At 45.4% G+C, this 20,305-nt stretch carries 23 protein-coding genes and 1 pseudogene; 3 read left to right on the top strand and 21 right to left on the bottom strand.

Going from position 1 to position 20,305, the window contains the following annotated elements; translation table 11 throughout:
* Positions 1 to 7: 7 nt before the first annotated feature.
* The 3 genes from RMO79_RS02145 to RMO79_RS02135 form a co-directional block, all read right to left on the bottom strand.
* Positions 8 to 1,627, bottom strand: coding sequence for a cyclic peptide export ABC transporter (locus tag RMO79_RS02145; RefSeq protein ID WP_310481406.1), 1,620 nt, complete (start codon positions 1,625 to 1,627; stop codon positions 8 to 10).
* Positions 1,628 to 1,901: 274 nt separating this feature from the next.
* A complete protein-coding gene (locus RMO79_RS02140) occupies positions 1,902 to 2,387 on the bottom strand; it encodes an allophycocyanin subunit alpha-B (protein WP_310481405.1) in 486 nt (161 codons plus the stop codon).
* A gap of 247 nt (positions 2,388 to 2,634) precedes the next feature.
* Positions 2,635 to 3,066: a pentapeptide repeat-containing protein gene (locus tag RMO79_RS02135; protein ID WP_396136500.1), complete on the bottom strand. Its 432-nt coding sequence runs from the start codon at positions 3,064 to 3,066 to the stop codon at positions 2,635 to 2,637.
* 165 nt (positions 3,067 to 3,231) lie between these two features.
* Here RMO79_RS02135 and RMO79_RS02130 point away from each other — a divergent pair, with 165 nt between their 5' ends.
* The gene (locus tag RMO79_RS02130) at positions 3,232 to 3,405 is read left to right on the top strand and encodes a hypothetical protein (RefSeq protein ID WP_310481403.1); all 174 of its coding nucleotides are present in this window, start codon (positions 3,232 to 3,234) and stop codon (positions 3,403 to 3,405) included.
* A gap of 150 nt (positions 3,406 to 3,555) precedes the next feature.
* Here RMO79_RS02130 and RMO79_RS02125 read toward each other — a convergent pair whose 3' ends face one another.
* The 14 genes and pseudogenes from RMO79_RS02125 to RMO79_RS02060 form a co-directional block, all read right to left on the bottom strand.
* Positions 3,556 to 4,464, bottom strand: a complete 909-nt coding sequence (locus tag RMO79_RS02125; RefSeq protein WP_310481402.1) for a TIGR01777 family oxidoreductase — start codon at positions 4,462 to 4,464, stop codon at positions 3,556 to 3,558.
* A 58-nt stretch (positions 4,465 to 4,522) separates the two neighbouring features.
* Complete coding sequence (locus RMO79_RS02120) at positions 4,523 to 5,119, bottom strand: neutral zinc metallopeptidase (protein ID WP_310481401.1); 597 nt, start codon at positions 5,117 to 5,119, stop codon at positions 4,523 to 4,525.
* 75 nt (positions 5,120 to 5,194) lie between these two features.
* Positions 5,195 to 5,875, bottom strand: coding sequence for a 2-C-methyl-D-erythritol 4-phosphate cytidylyltransferase (ispD, locus tag RMO79_RS02115; protein ID WP_310481400.1), 681 nt, complete (start codon positions 5,873 to 5,875; stop codon positions 5,195 to 5,197).
* Positions 5,876 to 6,046: 171 nt separating this feature from the next.
* Positions 6,047 to 7,192 (bottom strand): serine hydrolase, encoded by a 1,146-nt coding sequence (locus RMO79_RS02110; RefSeq protein ID WP_310481399.1) that lies wholly within the window; start codon positions 7,190 to 7,192, stop codon positions 6,047 to 6,049.
* 17 nt (positions 7,193 to 7,209) lie between these two features.
* A complete protein-coding gene (proC, locus tag RMO79_RS02105; RefSeq protein ID WP_310481398.1) occupies positions 7,210 to 8,004 on the bottom strand; it encodes a pyrroline-5-carboxylate reductase in 795 nt (264 codons plus the stop codon).
* A 68-nt stretch (positions 8,005 to 8,072) separates the two neighbouring features.
* Positions 8,073 to 8,624 (bottom strand): cell division protein SepF, encoded by a 552-nt coding sequence (locus tag RMO79_RS02100; protein WP_310481397.1) that lies wholly within the window; start codon positions 8,622 to 8,624, stop codon positions 8,073 to 8,075.
* Between the two features lie 483 nt (positions 8,625 to 9,107).
* The gene (locus tag RMO79_RS02095) at positions 9,108 to 9,776 is read right to left on the bottom strand and encodes a YggS family pyridoxal phosphate-dependent enzyme (RefSeq protein ID WP_310481396.1); all 669 of its coding nucleotides are present in this window, start codon (positions 9,774 to 9,776) and stop codon (positions 9,108 to 9,110) included.
* An 18-nt stretch (positions 9,777 to 9,794) separates the two neighbouring features.
* Positions 9,795 to 10,067, bottom strand: coding sequence for a transcriptional coactivator PipX (gene pipX, locus RMO79_RS02090; RefSeq protein WP_310481395.1), 273 nt, complete (start codon positions 10,065 to 10,067; stop codon positions 9,795 to 9,797).
* Positions 10,068 to 10,272: 205 nt separating this feature from the next.
* On the bottom strand, positions 10,273 to 11,649 hold the full coding sequence (locus RMO79_RS02085) for an anthranilate synthase component I (protein WP_310481394.1): 1,377 nt from the start codon (positions 11,647 to 11,649) through the stop codon (positions 10,273 to 10,275).
* A 168-nt stretch (positions 11,650 to 11,817) separates the two neighbouring features.
* Complete coding sequence (locus RMO79_RS02080) at positions 11,818 to 12,708, bottom strand: energy-coupling factor transporter transmembrane protein EcfT (RefSeq protein ID WP_310481393.1); 891 nt, start codon at positions 12,706 to 12,708, stop codon at positions 11,818 to 11,820.
* Between the two features lie 172 nt (positions 12,709 to 12,880).
* Entirely contained in the window at positions 12,881 to 13,264 is a 384-nt protein-coding gene (locus RMO79_RS02075; protein ID WP_310481392.1) for a hypothetical protein, read from the bottom strand.
* Positions 13,264 to 13,836, bottom strand: a complete 573-nt coding sequence (locus tag RMO79_RS02070; protein ID WP_310481391.1) for a hypothetical protein — start codon at positions 13,834 to 13,836, stop codon at positions 13,264 to 13,266. The genes RMO79_RS02075 and RMO79_RS02070 overlap by 1 nt, the downstream gene beginning before the upstream one ends.
* A gap of 122 nt (positions 13,837 to 13,958) precedes the next feature.
* Positions 13,959 to 14,594, bottom strand: coding sequence for a leucine-rich repeat domain-containing protein (locus RMO79_RS02065; RefSeq protein ID WP_310481390.1), 636 nt, complete (start codon positions 14,592 to 14,594; stop codon positions 13,959 to 13,961).
* Positions 14,595 to 14,854: 260 nt separating this feature from the next.
* Positions 14,855 to 15,029: pseudogene (locus RMO79_RS02060) on the bottom strand (lysine--tRNA ligase); the annotation flags it as partial.
* Between the two features lie 178 nt (positions 15,030 to 15,207).
* Here RMO79_RS02060 and RMO79_RS02055 point away from each other — a divergent pair.
* On the top strand, positions 15,208 to 15,759 hold the full coding sequence (locus RMO79_RS02055) for a hypothetical protein (RefSeq protein WP_310481388.1): 552 nt from the start codon (positions 15,208 to 15,210) through the stop codon (positions 15,757 to 15,759).
* A 364-nt stretch (positions 15,760 to 16,123) separates the two neighbouring features.
* On the opposite strand, the gene lysS is transcribed toward RMO79_RS02055, so the two are convergent.
* From lysS to RMO79_RS02040, 3 genes are all read right to left on the bottom strand, one after another.
* On the bottom strand, positions 16,124 to 17,680 hold the full coding sequence (gene lysS / locus RMO79_RS02050; RefSeq protein WP_310481387.1) for a lysine--tRNA ligase: 1,557 nt from the start codon (positions 17,678 to 17,680) through the stop codon (positions 16,124 to 16,126).
* 167 nt (positions 17,681 to 17,847) lie between these two features.
* Positions 17,848 to 18,261: a Mo-dependent nitrogenase C-terminal domain-containing protein gene (locus RMO79_RS24420; protein ID WP_396136499.1), complete on the bottom strand. Its 414-nt coding sequence runs from the start codon at positions 18,259 to 18,261 to the stop codon at positions 17,848 to 17,850.
* Positions 18,262 to 18,791: 530 nt separating this feature from the next.
* Positions 18,792 to 19,232, bottom strand: coding sequence for a YraN family protein (locus tag RMO79_RS02040; protein WP_310481386.1), 441 nt, complete (start codon positions 19,230 to 19,232; stop codon positions 18,792 to 18,794).
* A gap of 80 nt (positions 19,233 to 19,312) precedes the next feature.
* Between RMO79_RS02040 and RMO79_RS02035 the strand changes: the two genes are divergently transcribed.
* Positions 19,313 to 19,891, top strand: coding sequence for a hypothetical protein (locus RMO79_RS02035; protein WP_310481385.1), 579 nt, complete (start codon positions 19,313 to 19,315; stop codon positions 19,889 to 19,891).
* 174 nt (positions 19,892 to 20,065) lie between these two features.
* On the opposite strand, the gene psb34 is transcribed toward RMO79_RS02035, so the two are convergent.
* The gene (gene psb34, locus RMO79_RS02030; protein WP_310481384.1) at positions 20,066 to 20,239 is read right to left on the bottom strand and encodes a photosystem II assembly protein Psb34; all 174 of its coding nucleotides are present in this window, start codon (positions 20,237 to 20,239) and stop codon (positions 20,066 to 20,068) included.
* Between the last annotated feature and the right edge of the window lie 66 nt (positions 20,240 to 20,305).

Here is a 20,305-nt window from a genome sequence, read left to right as displayed (position 1 = left end):
CTAAAGCCTAATTAACAATTTTACCGTAATCTAACTTGAGAACTCGATCGGCTAGATGAAAGTAGCGATCGTCGTGACTGATGACTAAAATTGTTTTACCGCGCTGTTTTAGTTCTGGTAATAGTTGTTGATAAAAAACTTCTCGAAAGAACGGATCTTGATCTGCTGCCCATTCATCAAATAAATAAATCGGGCGATCTTCCAGGTATGCTGTTAGTAAAGCTAGACGCTTGCGTTGACCTTGAGAGAGTGCGGTAGTAGAGAGTTTACCATCGCGGACGGATACTTTATGACTGAGTTCAAGCCTGTCGAGATAAGTTTGGGCTTGCACGTCTAGATTGTTCGATTGCAATCCTACCATCCGATCGAACAAATAAAAATCGGCAAATACCGTTGAAAATAACTGCCGATAAAGTTCGCGATTGCGATCGTCTACTACTTTACCATCGAGTAACATTTCGCCCTCATCGGGCACATATAAACCCGTTAATAGCTTGGCTAATGTCGATTTACCACTGCCATTACCGCCGACGATAAAGATCAGTTCGCCAGCATCTATTTTTAGATCGATCGGCCCTAATGTAAAGGTATTTTCCTCACCTGCAAGCTGATAGTTATGAGTAGCTTGCCTAATCTCAATCTGCTTAAATTCACGAGCATCGGTATCGGTACGCGCTAACGTTTCCGCACGACTTACTAACGATAACCCCAACGCATCGATCTTTTTCAGTGCGACACCTGCTTGACTGAGGTTAGGGAGAATTGCTAAAGTATTTCCGATCGGTCGCATCAGATAAGAAATAGTCAGCACGTAACCAGACAAAAGCTCGGCAGAAACCGTTTGGACTTGGGGTAAACCATATACTAATAACCCTAATAGTAAAAAGAATGATAACTCACCCACCCCAGTCGATAACGCGATCGCCCGTTGAGAGCCGATGCGATAAGTTCGTAACTTATCAGCAGTGATTTGCAAATCTGCTTCTAAAAAATCTTCCCGCCGCTGGGTATGTAATTTAAGTTCTTTAATCCCATTCGTAATCGCCTGAAAATGCTTCATCAAGGCATCATTTTCTTCTCGCGCTTCAGTAAATAGCCGCACCGCTTGGTTAATTAGCACTTGCACCAGACTAATCGATAGTCCCATAAATATCAGCGTCCCCAACAATACCCAAATCGATAACCAGCCTAAATAAGCTAACGATGCAATCACAATTGCGGCATTAACACACAGCGTCGGGATGCTAAATACACCGCTAGAAATTGATTGAATATCTTCTGTTAACGTAGTTAGTAAGCGATTTGCACCCAATTCTTCCAGATGTCGGAGGGGGGAAGCTAAAATCCAACCACTAATTCGCAATCGGAGTTTATAGATGGCATCTTGCGCCAAATGAGCCAGCAAAAGCTGAGAAACGATGTTTGTAATCAAAGCGACGCTAACCAGCCCTACAAAGCCCCACAACAGCTCCTGTGGGGCTTGTGGTTGTGCTATTGTAATCTGGCTAATCGATCGATTGATAATCGCGATCGCCGCAGCACTACCAATGCCGCTAATCGCTCCGGTAATGGCAGCAACTACGACACTCAGCCAAGCTGCTTTGAGCAGAAACTCAATCAAATTCATAGGGAGATGGGAGAAGGGGAGTAAGGAGTTGGGAGTTGGGAGATGGGAGCGGGGAGCGGGGAGTGAGAGAAGTAAGTACGATTTATATGTTAACGAGATTTAGGGTGGGGATAATTAATGAATTATGCCGTTGCTGATTTGAGGGATGATGTTCGATCTTTGCCAGCCAAATGATTTCTCTTATCTCCCATCTCCCATCTCCCATCGCAAACAACCCCCAGCAGTGTTGCTGGGGGTTGCTAAAGCCATAAAATCGATCGACAGTCGATCGCGATTAAGACATTTCTTGAATGATGTAATCGAAATAAGGAGCTGCGGCGGCGGCATCTTCTTCACTCAGGCGGCTTAAAGCTGCTGTTTTGAGTGCGACGATCGAATCAGCCATGCCTGCAACTGGTACGCCAAGGGAGTTGTACATATCCCGCACGCCAATCAAGCCAATCTTTTCGATCGGATCTTTATCGCCAGCAAGTACTCCATAAGTCACTAACCGCAGGTACCAACCGTAGTCTCTGATACACTGAGTGCGTTGTTTTTGTCCGTAAGCATTACCACCAGGCGCGATATAGTCGGGGTGCTGCTTCCATAACTCTTTACTAGCTTGCTCGACAATCTTCTTCTCGCTCTCTGCCAAAGTGGTGACAATCCGAATCCGCTGTTCGCCAGTTTGCAAAAATGATTGAATATTTTGGAGTTCTCCACTACTAGGGTAGCGAAGAGCATCATCGGCTTTTAGAATAACTTGACTAACTACACTCATATTAATGGCAATCTATTTTCGGATATTCTCTATTAGAGTAGTTTAGCTATTCTCGGTGTCACAAGTGAAGAGATCTTATCGATCGATCTGGGATCTTTGGAAAATCTTTACAATTTGGGGGAGATGGGAGATGGGAGATGGGAGATGGGAGTTGGGAGTTGGGAGTTGGGAGACTGGGAGACTGGGAGATTACCCTTTTCCCTAAAACCCAAAACCTAAAACCCAAAACCTAAAGCCTAAAACCTAATCAGCAACCTAAGCTATCGCGTGTCGAGACTCCGGTAACTGGATTGACACCATCGGCACGTTCGCATAATAGTTTAGCTTGCGATCGATCGATCAGGGCATCGGTAAAATCAGCTCCGGTAATTTTGGCACCATAAAACCGCGATCGGGTGAGGGTGGCTTCGGTTAAAATGGCGTTAGTCAGATCGGCTTCATCAAAAGTTGCTCGATCGGCTAAGGCTCCAGTTAAATTCGCACCAGAGAGATTTGTCTTGAGCATGACTCCCATCGTCAACATGGCGTTGGTAAGATTCGCGCCACTAAAATTTACCCCGCGCATTTCCGAAGATACAAACACGCTATTAGTCAGATCTTGTCCAGAAAAGTCCCGATCGGTAACATCGATCCGACTATAATTGGTCTGAGCAGCGAGGGTGAAATCACCAACGCCCATAGACAACCAGATCGAAGCAACAATTAGCAGCCGAGCCAACCATCGAACGCAGAATTTAGATACAGATACAGACATAAATAAGTAGTCTTTGCGAATGTAGAGATTATTTAAAAGATATTAATACCAGTCCCTAGTCTAACCTTTTCGCTAGCCCCTATCCCCCAGATGATTATTGAATCGATCGAGATCGAAATGGACATTACTGCCGCTCTAGGGGCATTGGATTTAGAAATCGAAGCAAAACTCCAAAACTGGGGCGAACCCCTGCGGTGGGCGATTACAACAGTCGATCGCGAGACAAATATCGCCCAGATCGAGGCAATTGTGATTAGGGAATAGGGGATAGGGGATAGGGAAGATAGTAGATTATTAGCCCTAAGGGCTTGTAAGGAAACAACTTTATGTTTTGAGACTGAAAGCTTTTCTTTGTTGGGAAACTACCGATCGAAACCATGAGCTTATTTTCTTACGGCTCCTAAAACCTAAAACCTAAGTCAAAATTGCCGCTAGAGCTGGTTTGAGAGTGGGATACTGAAATTCAAAGCCTTGAGCTAGAGGATGCGTGGGGACTACTTGCTGTCCTTGTAATACGACGATCGCGCCTTCGCCTAACAGAGCTTCGAGGGCAAAATTCGGGACGGGGAGCCAAGAGGGACGATTCATTACCGTACCGAGCGTGGTGGCAAAATCAGCCATCGTTACGGGATTAGGTGCGGTGGCATTGTAAACACCTTGCATTTGCGAATCTTCGATCGCGGCAATTATCATTTTTACCAGATCGTCGCGGTGAATCCAGGAAAACCACTGCTTGCCACTACCGATCGGGCCGCCGACAAAGGCACTAAAAGGTGCTAGCATTTTACCCAACGCGCCACCATTTTCGCCTAAAACGATGCCCAAGCGGAAAATTACTAAGCGCGTACCGCTAGCGGTGACGGCTTGTGCGGCGGTTTCCCATTTCGTGCAGACTTCAGCTAGAAAATCATTACCAGCCGGACTGGTTTCGGTAAATTTATCAGTCTCGCTGGTGCCATAGTAGCCGATCGCGGAGGCATTAATTAAGACTTGGGGTTTGACGCTGGCTGTGTTAATTGCTTCGACAATTTTTTGAGTACCGATTTGGCGACTTTCGAGAATAGTCTGTTTTTGTGCTGGTGTCCAACGTTTTTCGGCAATCGGTTCTCCTGCTAAATTAATCACAGCATTGCAACCAGAAATCGACTGTTGCCACTCGCCAGATCTGAGCGGATTGTAGCCGACTACCTGCGCTTGGGGAAAGCGGTTGTTAGCCTGTTGGGGATTCCGAGTCAGAATCAGGATTTCGTGTCCCTGTGTTTGGAGTCGTTCGACTAACCGACTGCCGACAAATCCAGTAGCTCCCGCGATCGCAATCTTCATACCGTACTTACATTAATACTTATTCCTCCTCGATTTTCGCACTTATACCCGATCTTTTCTACATTCGACAAGCAGTGATGCCATTGCGTTGGGATGCGGCAAATCCTCTCAAGACGGCTTCAGCACGTTGTTCGGGGGTGCCGTGGTGTTGACGGTTATTAAATTCATAATCGCCCACTTGATAGGCAATCTGGGCGATTTCTTCGATATCTTGGCGATCGAATGTCACATTCGGCATCGCCCCCATATAAAAGCCCGATAAACAATCAGCCTGGAGTTCGATTTTAGTAATATTTTGCGGTCTAAATCCACCAACTGTCTGAGCGGCATGAGCGTATTCATGCGCGAGGATATATGCCAAGGCGGCATCCCCATATTTGTAAGCCATCCGGATATGTTGGGTGGTGATGTAGATTGTATTGTTGCGAGTACAATACAAACTGCCGCCAATGCGTCCGCACGGACTGGATGTGCCGTTGGCTACATTCCATCTCACTCTAGGATTTGCGCGAGTAGTGTCTACTTGACGCAATCCTTCATATACGGCTTTTAATACGACTTCTGGCCCTAGTTCGCTTGCCTGAAGTGGGACACTACTGGCAAGTGTAGTTGCTAGAGCGATACTAATCCGAGTGATAAATTTCCCCAGGTTCATATGGGTAGAGGGTAGGAGTGACTGGGGTGTGTGGGTGTGGACGAGTAAGAAGTAAGGAGTGCAACTACCTAAAACCTAAAGCCTGCTCCTCAGAATGAATTCGGCGATCGCTAAATCCACTGGAGTGGTAATTTTGAGGTTAGTTTCTTCGCCGGGAACGATGGTGACGGGTAAATTGCATTTTTCAAATAATGCAGCGTCATCAGTCACTTCCCAGCCGAGGGCGCGTCCTTTGTCGTGACAAGCTTTGAGGAGTGCGACTTCAAAACCTTGGGGGGTTTGAGCAGCCCACAAATTTGCCCGATCGGGTGTGTCGATGACTATCCCCGTGTTATCTACAACCTTAATTGTATCTTTTACGGAAATTGCCGCAATTAATCCCGGACAGGTGGCAAGGATGGCGGTACAGCGATCGAATAATTCTGGTGTTGCCAAACATCTGGCTCCATCGTGAATCAATACGCGCTCTGCGCTGTCTGGTAGCCCTTGAAGACCGTTATAAACGGATTCTTGGCGGGTTGTACCACCCTGGATGAATTGGACTGGTTTAGACAGCGATATGTTGCCGAGAATGGCATCGAGATCCGATCGATCTTCTGGTTGTCCGATAATACCGATCCAAGTTATCGATCGCGCAGTTTCGGCAGCCATCAGCGTCCAAGCTAATAAAGGCTTGCCCAGTAAGGAGATTAGGAGTTTATTGCGATCGCTGCCCATTCGTTTTCCCATTCCAGCAGCCGGAATTAATAGGTGCATAAATTAGTCCATGCTTTTTTGAGTGTGGGGGGTGTGGGAAGTGTGGGGGTATATGTATCTTTAAAATCAAAACTCCCATCTCCCATCTCCGTTGGCGTAGCCGCCCTGAAGGGGCTACTCCCATCTCCACAAGAACGTAACTAGCAACTTGGATTACGATCCGATCGATCGTTAATTCTTGTTTTTAATAAATACGGTATTGGGAAATCCCGAAGTCGATTGCGGTTGGGGATTAGCGGTAGAGATTGGTTTAGGTGTGGGTACGGAAGTTTGAAAATATTCGGCGGCAATTGCGGACATCTGACGAATTAATTCGGGTGCCGCAGGGTCATTATAAGGGCGTTTGACGAGGACTGTGGCTAAATATTTTTTACCTGTTGGTAATTCGATCGTGCCGACATCGGCAACGAGCGCACCAATATCGCCAGATGTGTGGGCAATTTTTGTACCTGGTGCCAACCCACTAGGGAGCATGGTGTTGAAAGTCGTATTGCTCATCATCCTTAAAATTCGGCTTCGCGAAGCATTCGAGATAATTTTACCGCGCTGGATTGACATCATCGATCGCGTGAGTTCTCGCGCGGTAGTCACATTCTTGCCTTCGAGATCTGGTAGCGGACGTTCGATCGTGGTAACTTTAAGCCCCCAATTGCGGAAGCGTTGATTGAGGGCAAATTTACCACCTAAGCGATCGATTAATAAATTTGTGGCGGTATTATCGTTGATGGTTACCATCTTAGTCGCCGCTACTAAAATACTGACTTGAGTGCCAATTTTTTGGTCTTTCAAATCCCCCGCGCCGCTGGCGATCGCACTTTTACCGATCGTCAATTTTTCTTCTAGGCGAATTTTCTGGGTATCGACATCTTGAAATAGGGCAATCAGGATCGGTAATTTAATCGTACTCGCTGCTGGGAGTGTGCGATCGGCTCCCCATTCGCTATATTCTCCACGATCGAGATCGATGAATAAATAGCTGGCATCGAGGAGTTTATTATGTTTAGTATTAGCAATCTGGAGCCGATTGTGCAGTTTCAGGCTGGCTGTCTGCGGAGCGAGCAGCGCGATTTGTGGTTGTGGCGGTTGCTGTGGTTGTGGTGGTTCGATCCTCGTGGCAATTGGCGATTTGGGCGGATTGACGATCGAAATTGTCGTTCCCGCGATCGTACTGATACCCAGGCCGCAGATAATTAATCTGACTAATTGAATCGATCCGTGTCGGTATCGATCGATCCGGTAACGTCGCTGTTGGCGCGATGTTTTGCTGTGGCGCGACTTTGGTTGGGATCTTTTTTGGGCACTACTATTAGAAGCCATAATTTATTTATCCACTATTACTTCCCCAACTCCCGCGATCGATTTGCTGCGGCAATTACAGCTTCAATTAGTGCAGATCGAAAACCCGATCGCTCTAACTCCCTCACCCCAGCAATTGTCGTCCCACCCGGACTGGTGACGCGATCTTTTAACTGAGCGGGGTGGAGCGGTGACTCTTTTAAGAGTCCAGCGGTACCGAGAACGGTCTGCAAGGCGAGTCGTTCGGCAATTTGACGGGGAAGACCTGCGGCAACTCCGCCGTCGGCTAGGGCCTCGATCGCGATGGCAACATAGGCAGGCCCCGAACCAGATAATCCGGTGACGGCATCCATCAACGATTCGGGCACGTCAACAACTTCCCCAACGGCTTGAAAAATCTGGGTAGCTAGCTCCAACTGCTCCGAGCTGACGCAATTGCCAGCAACCAGCGCGGTGATGCCCATACCGACAGTGGCTGGTGTATTGGGCATGGCACGGACTACAGCTCGATCGGGAAATCCCCGTTCGAGTTGAGCGATACTTACGCCAGCCAGGATGGAAATGACTAAAGCAGCAGCAGGTTGAGCTAATTTGGCAACAACTGACTCAAAAACTTGCGGTTTGATTGCTAGCAATAATACCGGAGCCATCGCTGCCAAATTATTGTCATCGGTTACTTGCACTCCATACAATTGCTGGAGTACTTCTCGTTGCAAGAGGGTTGGTTCGCTAATGAGGATCTCGCTACTTTTGTAAGTACCTCGATCGATTAAGCGGGAGACGATGGCTCCACCCATCACCCCGCCGCCGATGACACCTAGTTTAACGGACATAAAATTACTACTTTCAGTTATTGAAACGTTCAGTCCCGATCGCAGTTGCCCGATGCTGAGTTGCTAATTTATTGTGCTACCGAAATCGGTTCGTTACCCCAAGGAGATGTCGTTGGAGTGGTGCGATTGCTCCGAGCGGTGGGATTTACAGGCGATTGTCGTTCGGTGGTATCTTGACCCACATTAGCAGGACTACTAACTTGAACGCAATTTGGCGTAAACAGGAATATATTATCGCCAATTCGTTCGTAGTGTCCATCGATGGCATAAGTACCGCCAGCAACAAAATCTACCGATCTTTGAGCTTCTTCTTGACGGATCAAGGTCATATTGAGAATCACCGACTTTCTATGCCGGAGCGCGTCAATTACTTGCGGCATTTCTTCAAAAGAACGGGGTTCGATTAAAATCATTTCGGATACGCCATGCATGATTCCAGGCATTCCCACCACATTGTTAATTTTGGTGGCTCCGCGTGTCTCACCAGTCGTCCGTCGGAATCCACGCGCTTCTGGCTCGGCTGGCTGTGGCATTTGTGGTTCGGGCTGCGGATACTCGGTTCGATATGCGTCGTTGTCTGTCTCGTCGTAATCGCTGTATTCCTCTTCGTTGAGACCCATGAAATCTTTGAATTTATTAATCACGTTCACTTTAAACTACTCCTGCGCCCTGTGGTTGTGGTATTGATGCTTTTTTGACTGTGTGTTTCTCGACTTGTGCCCGAAAGGTAAGCTTAGAGCTGTGAGCTTAGCAACCGTTGGCATAACCGCTTGACTTGACGGAGCGTTCCCCACCACAAACAGCATCGGTTGTTATCTAAGCAATATTACTTAAATTTTGAATACAAGTGTATAATTACTTTCTTTAGTAGATAAAATTGTAATAATACACTACTGGTACCAGTATATCGAGCATAATATCATATAATCGAAAATTATTAAGAAAGTTTTGAAGGACTAAATTTCTTGGTATTTCTGTGAATTCAGCGGTCTACTCAGCAATTATGCTTAGGAGTTCGGAGATGGGAGCGGGGAGTTGGGAAATGCAAACATCACCACGGTGATAAGCTGTTCTCCTACTCCTTACTCCGATCTCCAAACTCCTTACTCCGATCTCCGATCTCCGAACAGGATGCTACCAAGCCTAATTATGGTCGATCCGGCGGTAATAGCCGATCGATAATCCCCAGACATCCCGATCGATAGCTCTGGTAGATCGAGCCGCGATCCTGACTGCTGGCGGATCTGGATTGATAGATCGCGCGCACTCTCGAACAAAGCTTGAGTTTGAGCGGGGGTTAAACCCAGCGGTGGAATTGCCATCAATCCAGCGATATGGAGATGTTGACACTCACAGATTTGGGGCAAGTCAGCCAGGAGATCGGGAATCGTCCAGCCATATTTATCGGGATCGGGTAAGATTTTGACTTGCAGACAGATCTGGACTTTTTTGTCTAGTTCGGCACAGACGCGATCGATTTGTTGAAGTAGCTTGAGACTATCGATCGAATGAATCCAGTCAAAAATCTGGACGGCTTTACGGACTTTATTCCCCTGGAGATGTCCGATCAGATGCCAACAGAGATCGGGTAAGTCGGCTAATTCTTGCTGTTTGGCTTGTGCTTCTTGAATCCGACTCTCCCCAAAATCCCGAATTCCTACTGCATAGGCTTCTCGCATCAAGGCTACAGGTACTTGCTTGCTTACCGCCATTAATTTGACTGAAGCAGGCAAATCTCGGCGAATCGTCTCGATATTATGCGCGATCGTCATGCTCTCATCCACTTATTGCTAACCAGGGAAATTTTGTTGCATCATCGCTTGCAACTGTTGATATTCTAAAACTTGACCGTTGCGTCTGAGTAAGCGAATCCGTGTATCGATCGTCAGCCGCGCATCAGCACGAGTCACAGGTTGGAAAGATATGCCGTTAGCACTATTGCTGACTAGAAAAAAAACTCGCTGTGCGTAGAGTGTCGTAAATAGTTCTTGGTTTTCCTCAACGATACAGATGCGATAGAGCAAGCCAAAGGTAGGGTGGTTGAGGTAGTTTTCGGAAGTCATTGATTAGGTGTTAGGTGTTAGGTGTTAGGCTTTAGGTATGAGGTGTGAGGTATTAGTTGTTAGGGAGTAGGTCAATTTTCATACATGTTGTGGATCGAATCGGATGCGATCGATATTTATACTGCCTCACCTGTTAAAATTCTAAGCTCTATATGCCTAAAACCCAAAGCCTAAAGCCTAATACCCAAAACCTAAAGCCTAACACCTAACTTATAATACCTAAAGCCTCGATCTGAGCGGCAGCTTTTTGGAGAGATTCGCGCCACTCCTGGTAGGGATGACTATCGGCGACAATCCCCGCACCCACTTGTCCCCATACGGTGCCTTCATGATACAGTAATGTCCGAATCAAAATATTGAGATCGAGATTGCCACGCTTGTCTAGATAACCACAGGAACCATAAAAGAGATTGCGCGGGAGCGGTTCGAGTGCGGCGATAATTTCCATGCAGCGGACTTTCGGACATCCCGTAATCGTACCGCCGGGAAACATGGCACTAATGAGATCGATCGAATCAAACTGAGGATCGAGTTCTCCCGTGACATTGCTAACTAGATGCATGACATGACTATACCGCTCGATCGAGAGTAATTCATCGACATTAACGCTACCCCACCGACAGACGCGCCCCAGATCGTTACGTTCGAGATCGACTAACATGATATGCTCGGCAATTTCTTTGGTATTGGTTGCTAATTCTGTCGCTAATAACTCGTCAATGGCTTGACTTTGACCGCGTTTTCTGGTTCCAGCGATCGGGCGAGTGGTGGCTTGCTGCTGTTGGTATTTTACCAATCTTTCTGGCGAACAGCTAATCATCGATCCCCACGGCGTTTGCCAATAACTGGCAAATGGAGACGGGTTGATTTGTTGCAGTCGTTGATAGATTTGCCAACTATCGAGATCGGTATGGGTGCTAAATCGGAGCGATAAATTAGCTTGAAAGATATCTCCAGCTTGAATGTGTTTTTGGGCTTGGAGGATGGCTTGTTGATAAGTATCTGCGGATGTGAAAAAGTGCAGATCTGGGAGGTTTGTTAAATCTACAGGAATTGCTGATGGTGCGATCTCGACTTTTGGGGACTCGATCTCATCCACTGACTCTAATTTGAGGGCGAGATTAGCTAATTCTAATGCTGTCGGGGCAGATAGATATAGTATTTGTTCCCAATGGTCTAAAACCGCAAAGGCATGAGGCGCATACCAATATGCGATCGGAAATGGCAATGGATCGGTACGTCGATCTGGCAATCGTTCGATTTCCCAGGCGAGTTCGTATCCCAGCCACCCCAACCAGCCGCCAGTAAAAGGTAAGTGTGCTGGTAAATCTGTTGGTGTTTGACTGGCTCCCGTCGCTAATAACCCCCGCAAACAGTCTAAAATTTGCCCGACTCCTGGCGTAAACATCTGGGGCTGGTTATCGATCGACTGCGGCAATCCTGCACAAATTGAGTACCTTGTCAAGTCAGAACGAGTGGAATTCACCGGACTTTCTAATAAGGTCGCAATCGGCTCGTGTCTGAATAATCGATCGAATATCTCAGAGCCAGTTCGATTCTGGAGGGGCAGGGTGGCGTGCAAGGGTGGAGTAAGGAGTAAGGAGTAAGAAGTAAGGAAAATCCCCTCCAGGGAGCGGCGGTTTTATTCTGGGGTTCCCCCAGAATAAAAAAACCGACAAGACAGGGGTGCCCGTAGGGTGGGGTGGGTAGATCTTCGCTAAAACCTATTCCCTATCCCCTATTCCCTAATTCAAACAATTTGACCGCCGATGATAAATCTAGCTGTCCAGAAGATACCTAAAACAGCCATTGCGAGAAAGTCAATTTTTCTTAACTTTAATTGATGCCAGTCCACCTTATGAGTATTAGGAGTTGTGAAACCACGCACTTGCATGGCGATGGCGATTTGTTCGGCGCGATTTAAGAGATTTTCTAGCAGCTTTTCTGAGACAGTCAGCCAAACTTTGGCACTATTTTTGAGTCCTAATTTTTGCCAATCGATGCCGCGAGTATAGATAGCTCGGACTAAATTTTGAATCTCTTCTAGTACCAGAGGAATAAATCGCAGCGAGAGGGTGAGCGTGAGGGCGATCTCGGTAACAGGGACATTATAACGGCGCAGCGGTGCCATTAAATTATCCAAACCCGTCGTTACTTCTTCAGGAGAGGTGGTGAGTAGATAGACAGTCGTGCTGTAAACCGAAGTAAAAATCAGACTGCTAGCGTAGATCGCATTATCGATCGATTTTCTGGTAATTTTAAGCTGGAGCACGCCTGTATCGAGCTTGAATAATACATATTGATAAGGCTGGGCGATTTCCATCCCTGGCTCTGGCGGCGAGCGGAGCTGGTGCGTGGCATTGATGCTATCTGGTGCGAAAATCCCTACCAGAAAAATTGCGCCGCCGAATAGTAATAGCCAACCCATCTGCTGTTTGAGCGCGCGCCAGGGAATCCCCGCGAGGATGCTGATAATGACGAGTAGTGCGACTAAACTTAGTTTCCACATCGCGCTAGCCAGAATCGGAGCCAGCAAAAAGCTCAACAACCAACCGAGTTTGACTCTAGGATCGAGCCGATGCAGCCACGTAATCGGCTGTTCTAAATATAATCCAATGGGTAAAGAGCGGAGTAGATCCATCTACAGTGGGGATTTGGGGGTTGGGATGGAGTCTCAACTCCATGTACACTGCCTAATATAGCCTTAATTGCTACCAAAATGTTAGATCTTTAAAAATGCGATCGGATCGATTTTGGAGTTTGTTAGTAATTTTATTGTCTAGAAGTTTAGATCGGGTAGTCTGGAAATCGCATCAGGTTTGAATGGCAAATTTTGAGGGATGAATGCCATGATTAACCCAGACGATCGCATCTTCAGCTTTAATTACGTCTGGTGGTACGAGGAGGATGTGAATATGTGCGGTAGAGGGACAAGTCATCTTGAGCAACATCATCGGTTCTCTACCGACTTCTCGCCAACCTTGGTAGATAATTTGGATGTTATCGATTTTTAATAGTGTATATTCGTTCCAAGAGTCGATCTCGATCGCGCCTAGTTTGTCACATATTTTTTCATAACCCAATCGATCGATTAATCTGCGCCTAATTTCGACATTGTGCTCATCTAATAACCATTCGGCTTTCCATTCACTAAACCCCGTCCAATATCTACGGGGTATATTAGTTCCAAATAACATTAATGTTGTTTATTGTCTTGTAATCGGAGATCTTGAAGATTGGTAAGATTGCCAAATGTCTCTGGTAGCTCTGATAGCTGATTTCGATTCAAATTCAACTTCAACTTATTTAATTTGTGGCATCGATCGATCGAATTTGGTAACTTTTGCAGGCAATTATCAGCTAAATCGAGAGCGACTAGCTCGACAAGATTACCGATATTTTCTGGCAAGATGGAGATCTGATTGCGATTTAGCTGAATTTCTTTTAACTTAGTAAGTTTAAAAAGTTGGGGGGTGATATTAACAAACCTATTATTACATGCATGAAAATATTCTAGCTTTTTCAGCCGGGAGATAGTATCTGGTAAAGAGGATAATTGATTGTTACCGACATCCAAAGATTTGAGAGCGAATAATCCGCCAATTGCGGCAGGGATTGTTGTTAAATTATTTCTGTCGATCTTTAATTCATAAATGTTACTAAGCCGATCGATCTCTGCGAGTAGCCCTGTTGATAAACAATTACTTAGGTTCAGTTTAAATGGTGTAAAAATATTAGCTAAATCGGTAAGAATACGATCGACTCCCAATCGATCGATAATAAAACGTCGAATTATATAATTATGCTCATCTAAGAGCCATTCAGATTTCCAGTCACTAATTTTTGTCCAGTAGCGACGGGGGAGTGTCCCGCTTAGAAAAACTACATTTTTTAATTTTTTAAAGTTTGCAGGATCGAGAGATCGATAAGTGGATTATCATTAAGATTAAGTTTAACTAAATTAGTCAAATCGCGGATACTTCTGGGCAACTCTATAATCTGATTTCCAGAAACATCTAGTTCTTTGAGTCTGCTCAATCGACCGATACTTTCTGGTAATGATGTTAATTTATTATTTTTTAAGTTTAATTCGTTTAATTGAGATAGGTTACCAATATTTTCTGGTAAGATAGTTATCTGGTTGTGAGCTAGCGTTAGCTGACTGAGTTTATTTAGATTACCAATACTGCTAGGTATTAATTTCAATTGACAACTATCTACCCGCAGACGGTTTAATTTTACCATTTTGATAATGCTATCTGGCAATTCGCTGAAATTGTTTCTAGCAATAATTAAAATTTGTATTTTTGTTAAACTGCCAATGCTTTCTGGTAACTCTATTAGATAATTTGACTGAAGATATAGCTCGGTCAGTTGATGTAAATTCCCAATTGCATCTGGTAGTGTTTTTAGATTATTTTTGCTTAGATCTAAGTAATTCAGATGAGTTAGATTACAGATCCAGTCTGGTACCTCAGTCAATTTTTGACCGCTGAGATCTAATTTAGTTGCTCGATCTGATGTCATGTGCGATCTTTCCCCTGTAAGGATGTCGCCGGGAGGCGTTGCAATACGGTTCGGTTAAAGCAATTTTTGTTCGAGTTTTAGTCCGCGCAGGCGGACTTTGCATCACCAGCGGCGACTTCAGTCGCTGTCTAACCGAACCGTATTGGGAGGCGTTGGCGTAGCTGCGCCGAGAGGTAATCGCCTGTAAAACGATCGGGGGTACTGTTTACAATGCCCTCGGAGCGATCTAAATTTACCATAGCAATCCTAAATTATTACCATCGATCGATCCTAATCCCCAAGCTGCCTGTGGGGGCATTCCTATTCTAGAGCCGTCAGGAAGTCTTCATCGACATCGTGCGCTTCGTTATCGCCTTCGGCTTTGCGGGTGGCTTGAGCCTCTAGGCGTTCCTGTCGATCGATAGGATCGGTTAATTCCGAGAAACTGCCCACCAGCTAGGTTTTAAGCACAATCTATTTTACAAAAAAATTGTATATATTTAACTGGGTCGATTCAGTTCTCAACCCACCCGACAGATCTACAATCTCTCTTTATCGAATCGTAAGTTATCGATGTTAATCTCGATCGAGCCTGTGGGTAAACTAAATAATATAGGCTACATCTCTAAACGTGATGAAAAAATTTATTCTTGCAGCTACCTCGATCGCTTATATTCTCTCGATTTCGAGTATTTCTGATGCAAAAGTTTCAAAAACAAATAAGAGTGTCGATCTGGCGCAAACTTGCAAAAAGCCAGTTTATGCAAATTCTCAATATGCTCAACTGACAAAGGAACACCCCGATTTAGCCAAAGATCTTAGAGATATTTGTCAATTAATCAATAATTACTATGTATTAAGGCATCAGGGTTTGAAGAAATACGAAGATTCTATCCCTCATCATGATGGCGACGTTACACAGGGAAGTACAGAAGTCAAAAATATAAAGCTAGTTAAGTATGTCCAATTCAACTCAGCGGTGAAATATGCTGATGCTGAGGTTGAATCAATTCAAAGAGACTATGCGTGGAATAATAATTCATGGAAGTTAGCTAAGGCAAGGGCTATAATTTGTCGCTTTTCTTTTACCAAGAGTGATAAGTGGCAACTTGAAAGTGAAGTTCAAGGCGTGGGCACATGTTTCTTTCCAACTGACGAAAAAAAAATACGGGATATCTTGAAGTAGTAGTGGCTTGACAAGGCTAAAAATGTGGGTAAACCGATCGAGATTTCGCTGGTTCTCGATCGGTTTTTAAAAATGAATAGGGGTCGGGCGTGACTATGCGATCGATAATCGATCTGGTGCCTTACCCTACGGGATAACACATCCTAACCCCGATCTGTCACTCTGGGGACAGTAAAATCGTTCGCAATTGCGAAAAGTATTGACCAGAGAGCGATTGCGAACGGTTTTACTGTGAGGTTCCGTTTTTAACCGTGCCATGGCTAAAATGTTAGAAAATAAGCCCTAAAACTCAAGTGATAAGCTAACTTGATGATTTACCAAATTTCAGGCTCTGTCCAGAGTGACAGATCGGGGCTAATTTGATTTATTCGTCTCCAGATTGTTCTGTTACTTCTGGTTTCAGCAGGGGGAACGCGATCGCATCCCGAATACTGGCACAATCGCATAAGAGCATCACCAATCGATCGATTCCAATCCCTAAGCCGCCTGTGGGTGGCATCCCGTGTTCTAGAGCCGTGAGGAAGTCTTCATCGACATCGTGGGCTTCGTTATCGCCTTCGGCTTTGCGGGTGGCTTGCAGCTCTAAGCGTTCCCGTTGATCGATGGGATCGGTTAGCTCTGAGAAACTATTTGCTAATTCGCGTCCGACGGCAAATAGTTCAAACCGCTCGACGATACCGGGTTTCGATCGATGTGGCTTCGCTAATGGGGAGATTTCGACGGGGTAATCGAGAACGAATGTGGGCTGAATTAGGGTAGTTTCGCACTTTTGCTCGAATACTTCGTTTAAGAGTTTTCCTAAGGTTTTCACGTCATCGCAGCCGCCGATGTCAGCATTTTTGACAGCGGCTTGGGCTGTCTCTAAAGTGTCGAAGCTGCTAAAGTCTAAACCTGTGGTTTCTTTGACGATATCGTTCATCGTCACGCGTCGCCAGGGAGCGGCGAGAGTAATCGGCGTACCTTGATAGCTAATTTCCAATGTCCCCAGTACCGACTGAGCGACGGTGGTAATCATCTCTTCGGTGAGCCTCATCATATCCTCGTAGTCAGCATAGGCTTGATATACCTCAATGCTGGTAAATTCGGGATTGTGGCGGGTAGAGACACCCTCGTTACGGAAAATTCGTCCTAATTCAAATACTTTTTCAAAGCCGCCGACAATCAACCGTTTGAGGTGTAGTTCGGTAGCAATCCGCAGGTATAGCGGCATTTCGAGGGTATTGTGATAGGTATTAAACGGACGCGCATCTGCGCCGCCAGCTTCGGATTGTAAAACTGGGGTTTCGATTTCGATAAAGTTGAGGTTTTCGAGATAGCGACGAATTCCGGCGGTAATGAGGGATCGTTTTCTAAAGGTATCTCGTACCTCTGGATTGACGATTAAGTCTACATAGCGTTGGCGGTAGCGTTTGGCGACATCGGTTAAACCATGCCATTTATCAGGGAGTGGGAGCAGAGATTTCGTCAACATCACATACTCGTTGACGAGGATCGATAATTCGCCTTTTTCGGTGCGTTTAATCGTCCCTTTGACACCAATAATATCGCCGACATCGGTTAATTGTTTGAGATGGGTAAAAGCATCAGCAACTGAAGACATCCCATCTTCAATTTGCTGTTTATTCAGATAAAGCTGAATCGTACCCGTTTCATCTTGAATGCTAAAAAATGCTAGTTTGCCCATTACCCGACGTGCGATAATGCGTCCAGCGATCGAGACGGGGATATCTACCTCCTCACCACTAGCTAAATCGGTATACTCTAGCTGTAATGCTGCGGCTTGGTGGGTAGATACCCAGTTGTAAGCGTAGGGATTCATCCCTAATTCGCGGAGTTTGTCGGCTTTAACCAGGCGAGTCGCCCGAATTTCGGCTAATGTCGAATGTGGTTCTGGTTGTTGGGGCGACTGTTGTTTGGACATATATAGAATCGATCTAGGCTGGACTTTATATTCTAAGCCCTATCGATGTGCCCGATCCACTATTCCTTATCCTTTAGCCCCTACTTGTAATGAGCGTAGCCGTTCGCGTTGGCGGAGCCTCTGCCTCAGCAGAAGCGTCTCGAAGAGAAGTATTCCCTATCTCCTAATTAACAATATTGGCTGATATCTTCACCGCATTCATCGGCTAGATAGCACATTGCTTTGAATCGGAGCATAACTACTTCTTCATAGAGCGGGTTGAGTTTGCACATCGGGGGGATGTGTACCAGCGTGCGTCCAAATAAATTAAGATCGCGCTCGAAGGGACATTGAGAGGGAATCAGTTGACAAAGTTTGTGAGCTAATCGGGGATTAGAGATTTTAAGATTGTCCAACCAGTCGCGTAGCGGTTTGAGTAGGTCAAACTTAGGTGAGTGCAGAGCATCGATATTTGCCTGTGGCATTATTCTAGTTGCAAGCATACGAGCAAGCTTTGAGAGATTAGAACCCATAATATGAGATGTATTAGTGGTACCGAGGAGATAACTATTCATGACGCTGCCCTTAAATGGAATGTTCATCTATCTAAAGATTAACTACAACCATTGATGAGCCTTTTCCGGACAGAACGATCGAACTCTACCGTGTGAGCCATTCGCCTCGACCTACCAAATCGATTGGTAGCAAGAGATTTACTGACTGTCTGCATCATGTCTTAGTTTGCACTTAGCAGACAACTGTAAATCTACTGAAATATCATAACGTACTTATTCTCTATCTCAGCGTATTTTCGATCGCATTTTTTTGGTATCTATTAATACATTTTTGTCGGCGAAATTTACCAATTATTAAAAAATTGCGATCCCCTGCTGGTTTTTCTGCAAACTCATACCTTTTGCGTATTTTATTCTCCTTTTGCAGATATTTGTGGCAAGATAAATCTCTCTAATGACATAGCATTTACGGCACGGTTCGCCAACGATCTCCGATCGAATCGGACAAAACTTAAAGTTATACTTGAGCGGGGAGATGGGAGATGGGAGATGGGAGCGGGGAGCGGGGAGCGGGGAGTGCAGATCTCGACTGGTGCGAGCTATGGGAATTGCCATTGCTATCCAGCATCGAAAGCACCAGCCAGATAGTCGAGTAATAATAAACATTCCCCGCTGTCGAGATCTGTCATGCTATGTAGAGGATTGCCAACGTTGGCGCAGCCTCCCGAAACGGGAATCGCGCGCGTTGGTGCTTGATGGCGGACGATCGCCACGTCAAAGCGACAGGGATAGTCGGCTAGGTGTGGGTGTTTGACTAAAAATAGCTGGGCGGTACTGACGATTTTGGCTTGTTTCTGAGGCGTGATGGCAAGCAATCCATCGGCATCTAAGTTCGATCTGTTGCGGGTTTTGACTTCGATAAATAGTAATATATCGCGATCGATCGCAATTAGATCGATTTCGCCTCTTTGCCATCGCCAGCGACGTGCTAAAATTTTGCCCCCACGCTCGCTTATCCACTGTGCGACTACTTCTTCTCCGAGTTTGCCAGTATTCATAGGGAGATGGGAGATGAGAGATGGGAGATGGGATATGGGAGTGGGGTAAAATAAGATAGTTTTAGTACTTGGTTCTGACGTTGAATTATTTGCCTGTATGTACTCAGAATCTAGAAAGTTGGTGTGCTGCTCGTGTCGAGCGGTTGCTGGCTCCGAGTGCGATCGAAGTACGCCATCATCCAGCGTTAAATGTAGCAGCTAAACCCAATACTTGTCCGGTAAAAGTAGAGGGTCTGGCGACATTATTGGTGCGAGATTTACCCAGTTACGCCAATCGACTGATTCAACAACGTCGCAAACGGACAGATCGAGTCTATAGTTCGCTAATTACCGCCAGTGTACCCGAACTCCAACCGATCGCGATCGGCAGTCGCGAATATCCTGCTAATTTTCCGCAGGCTGCACCAACACAGGTATTTATCACCACCTTAGAAACTCAGTATACAGATACTCGATCGACTCAGTTGCAACAATTTCATTGGTTATTTCTCGCGCAAACTCGACAGGGGTGGCGGTTGGCGAATATCTACACCCGTACTGGTGGATTTCCCCTCAAAAATAACCCGATCTCGCCTCCAGTCGAAAGTAGTAAAACGATCGTCGGCGAAGCTGTTAGTGTCTGGTTGAATGACTGTTATATCGGTAAGATCCGGAGTTAAATAGCCAGAGCCAAATAGCAAAATGTCAAATTTTAAATACACATAAAAATTAAACATAGAGGAGAAGGCTAACTCCACTCTATGTTTTAGATTGTTTATTTAACTATTAAAATTGAGATCGTAATTATTTAATTTAACAGATTTGCACCGATCGCTGCCAAACTGTCAAATAATTTAAGACACCGACATTGCTACCAGCATCAAGCCACCAACTAGTACTACGCCAGTAATTCCGATCGCGAGATAATCGCGAGTTAAATTAGTGCTGTTAGATTCTACTACGTACATTTTCGGCTCGGTCGGAAAATTATTTACTCTCGTATCCCCGTCATTGTTAATATAGGGCATAAAACTTACTTATTTATTTGAAAAAAGTTATTAAACTTTATTCATCTTATTACTAAGAGTCGAGAG

Source organism: Chamaesiphon sp. VAR_48_metabat_403 (assembly GCF_031422475.1).
Taxonomy (GTDB): domain Bacteria; phylum Cyanobacteriota; class Cyanobacteriia; order Cyanobacteriales; family Chamaesiphonaceae; genus Chamaesiphon.
This window is presented reverse-complemented; position numbering and strand designations above follow the sequence as displayed.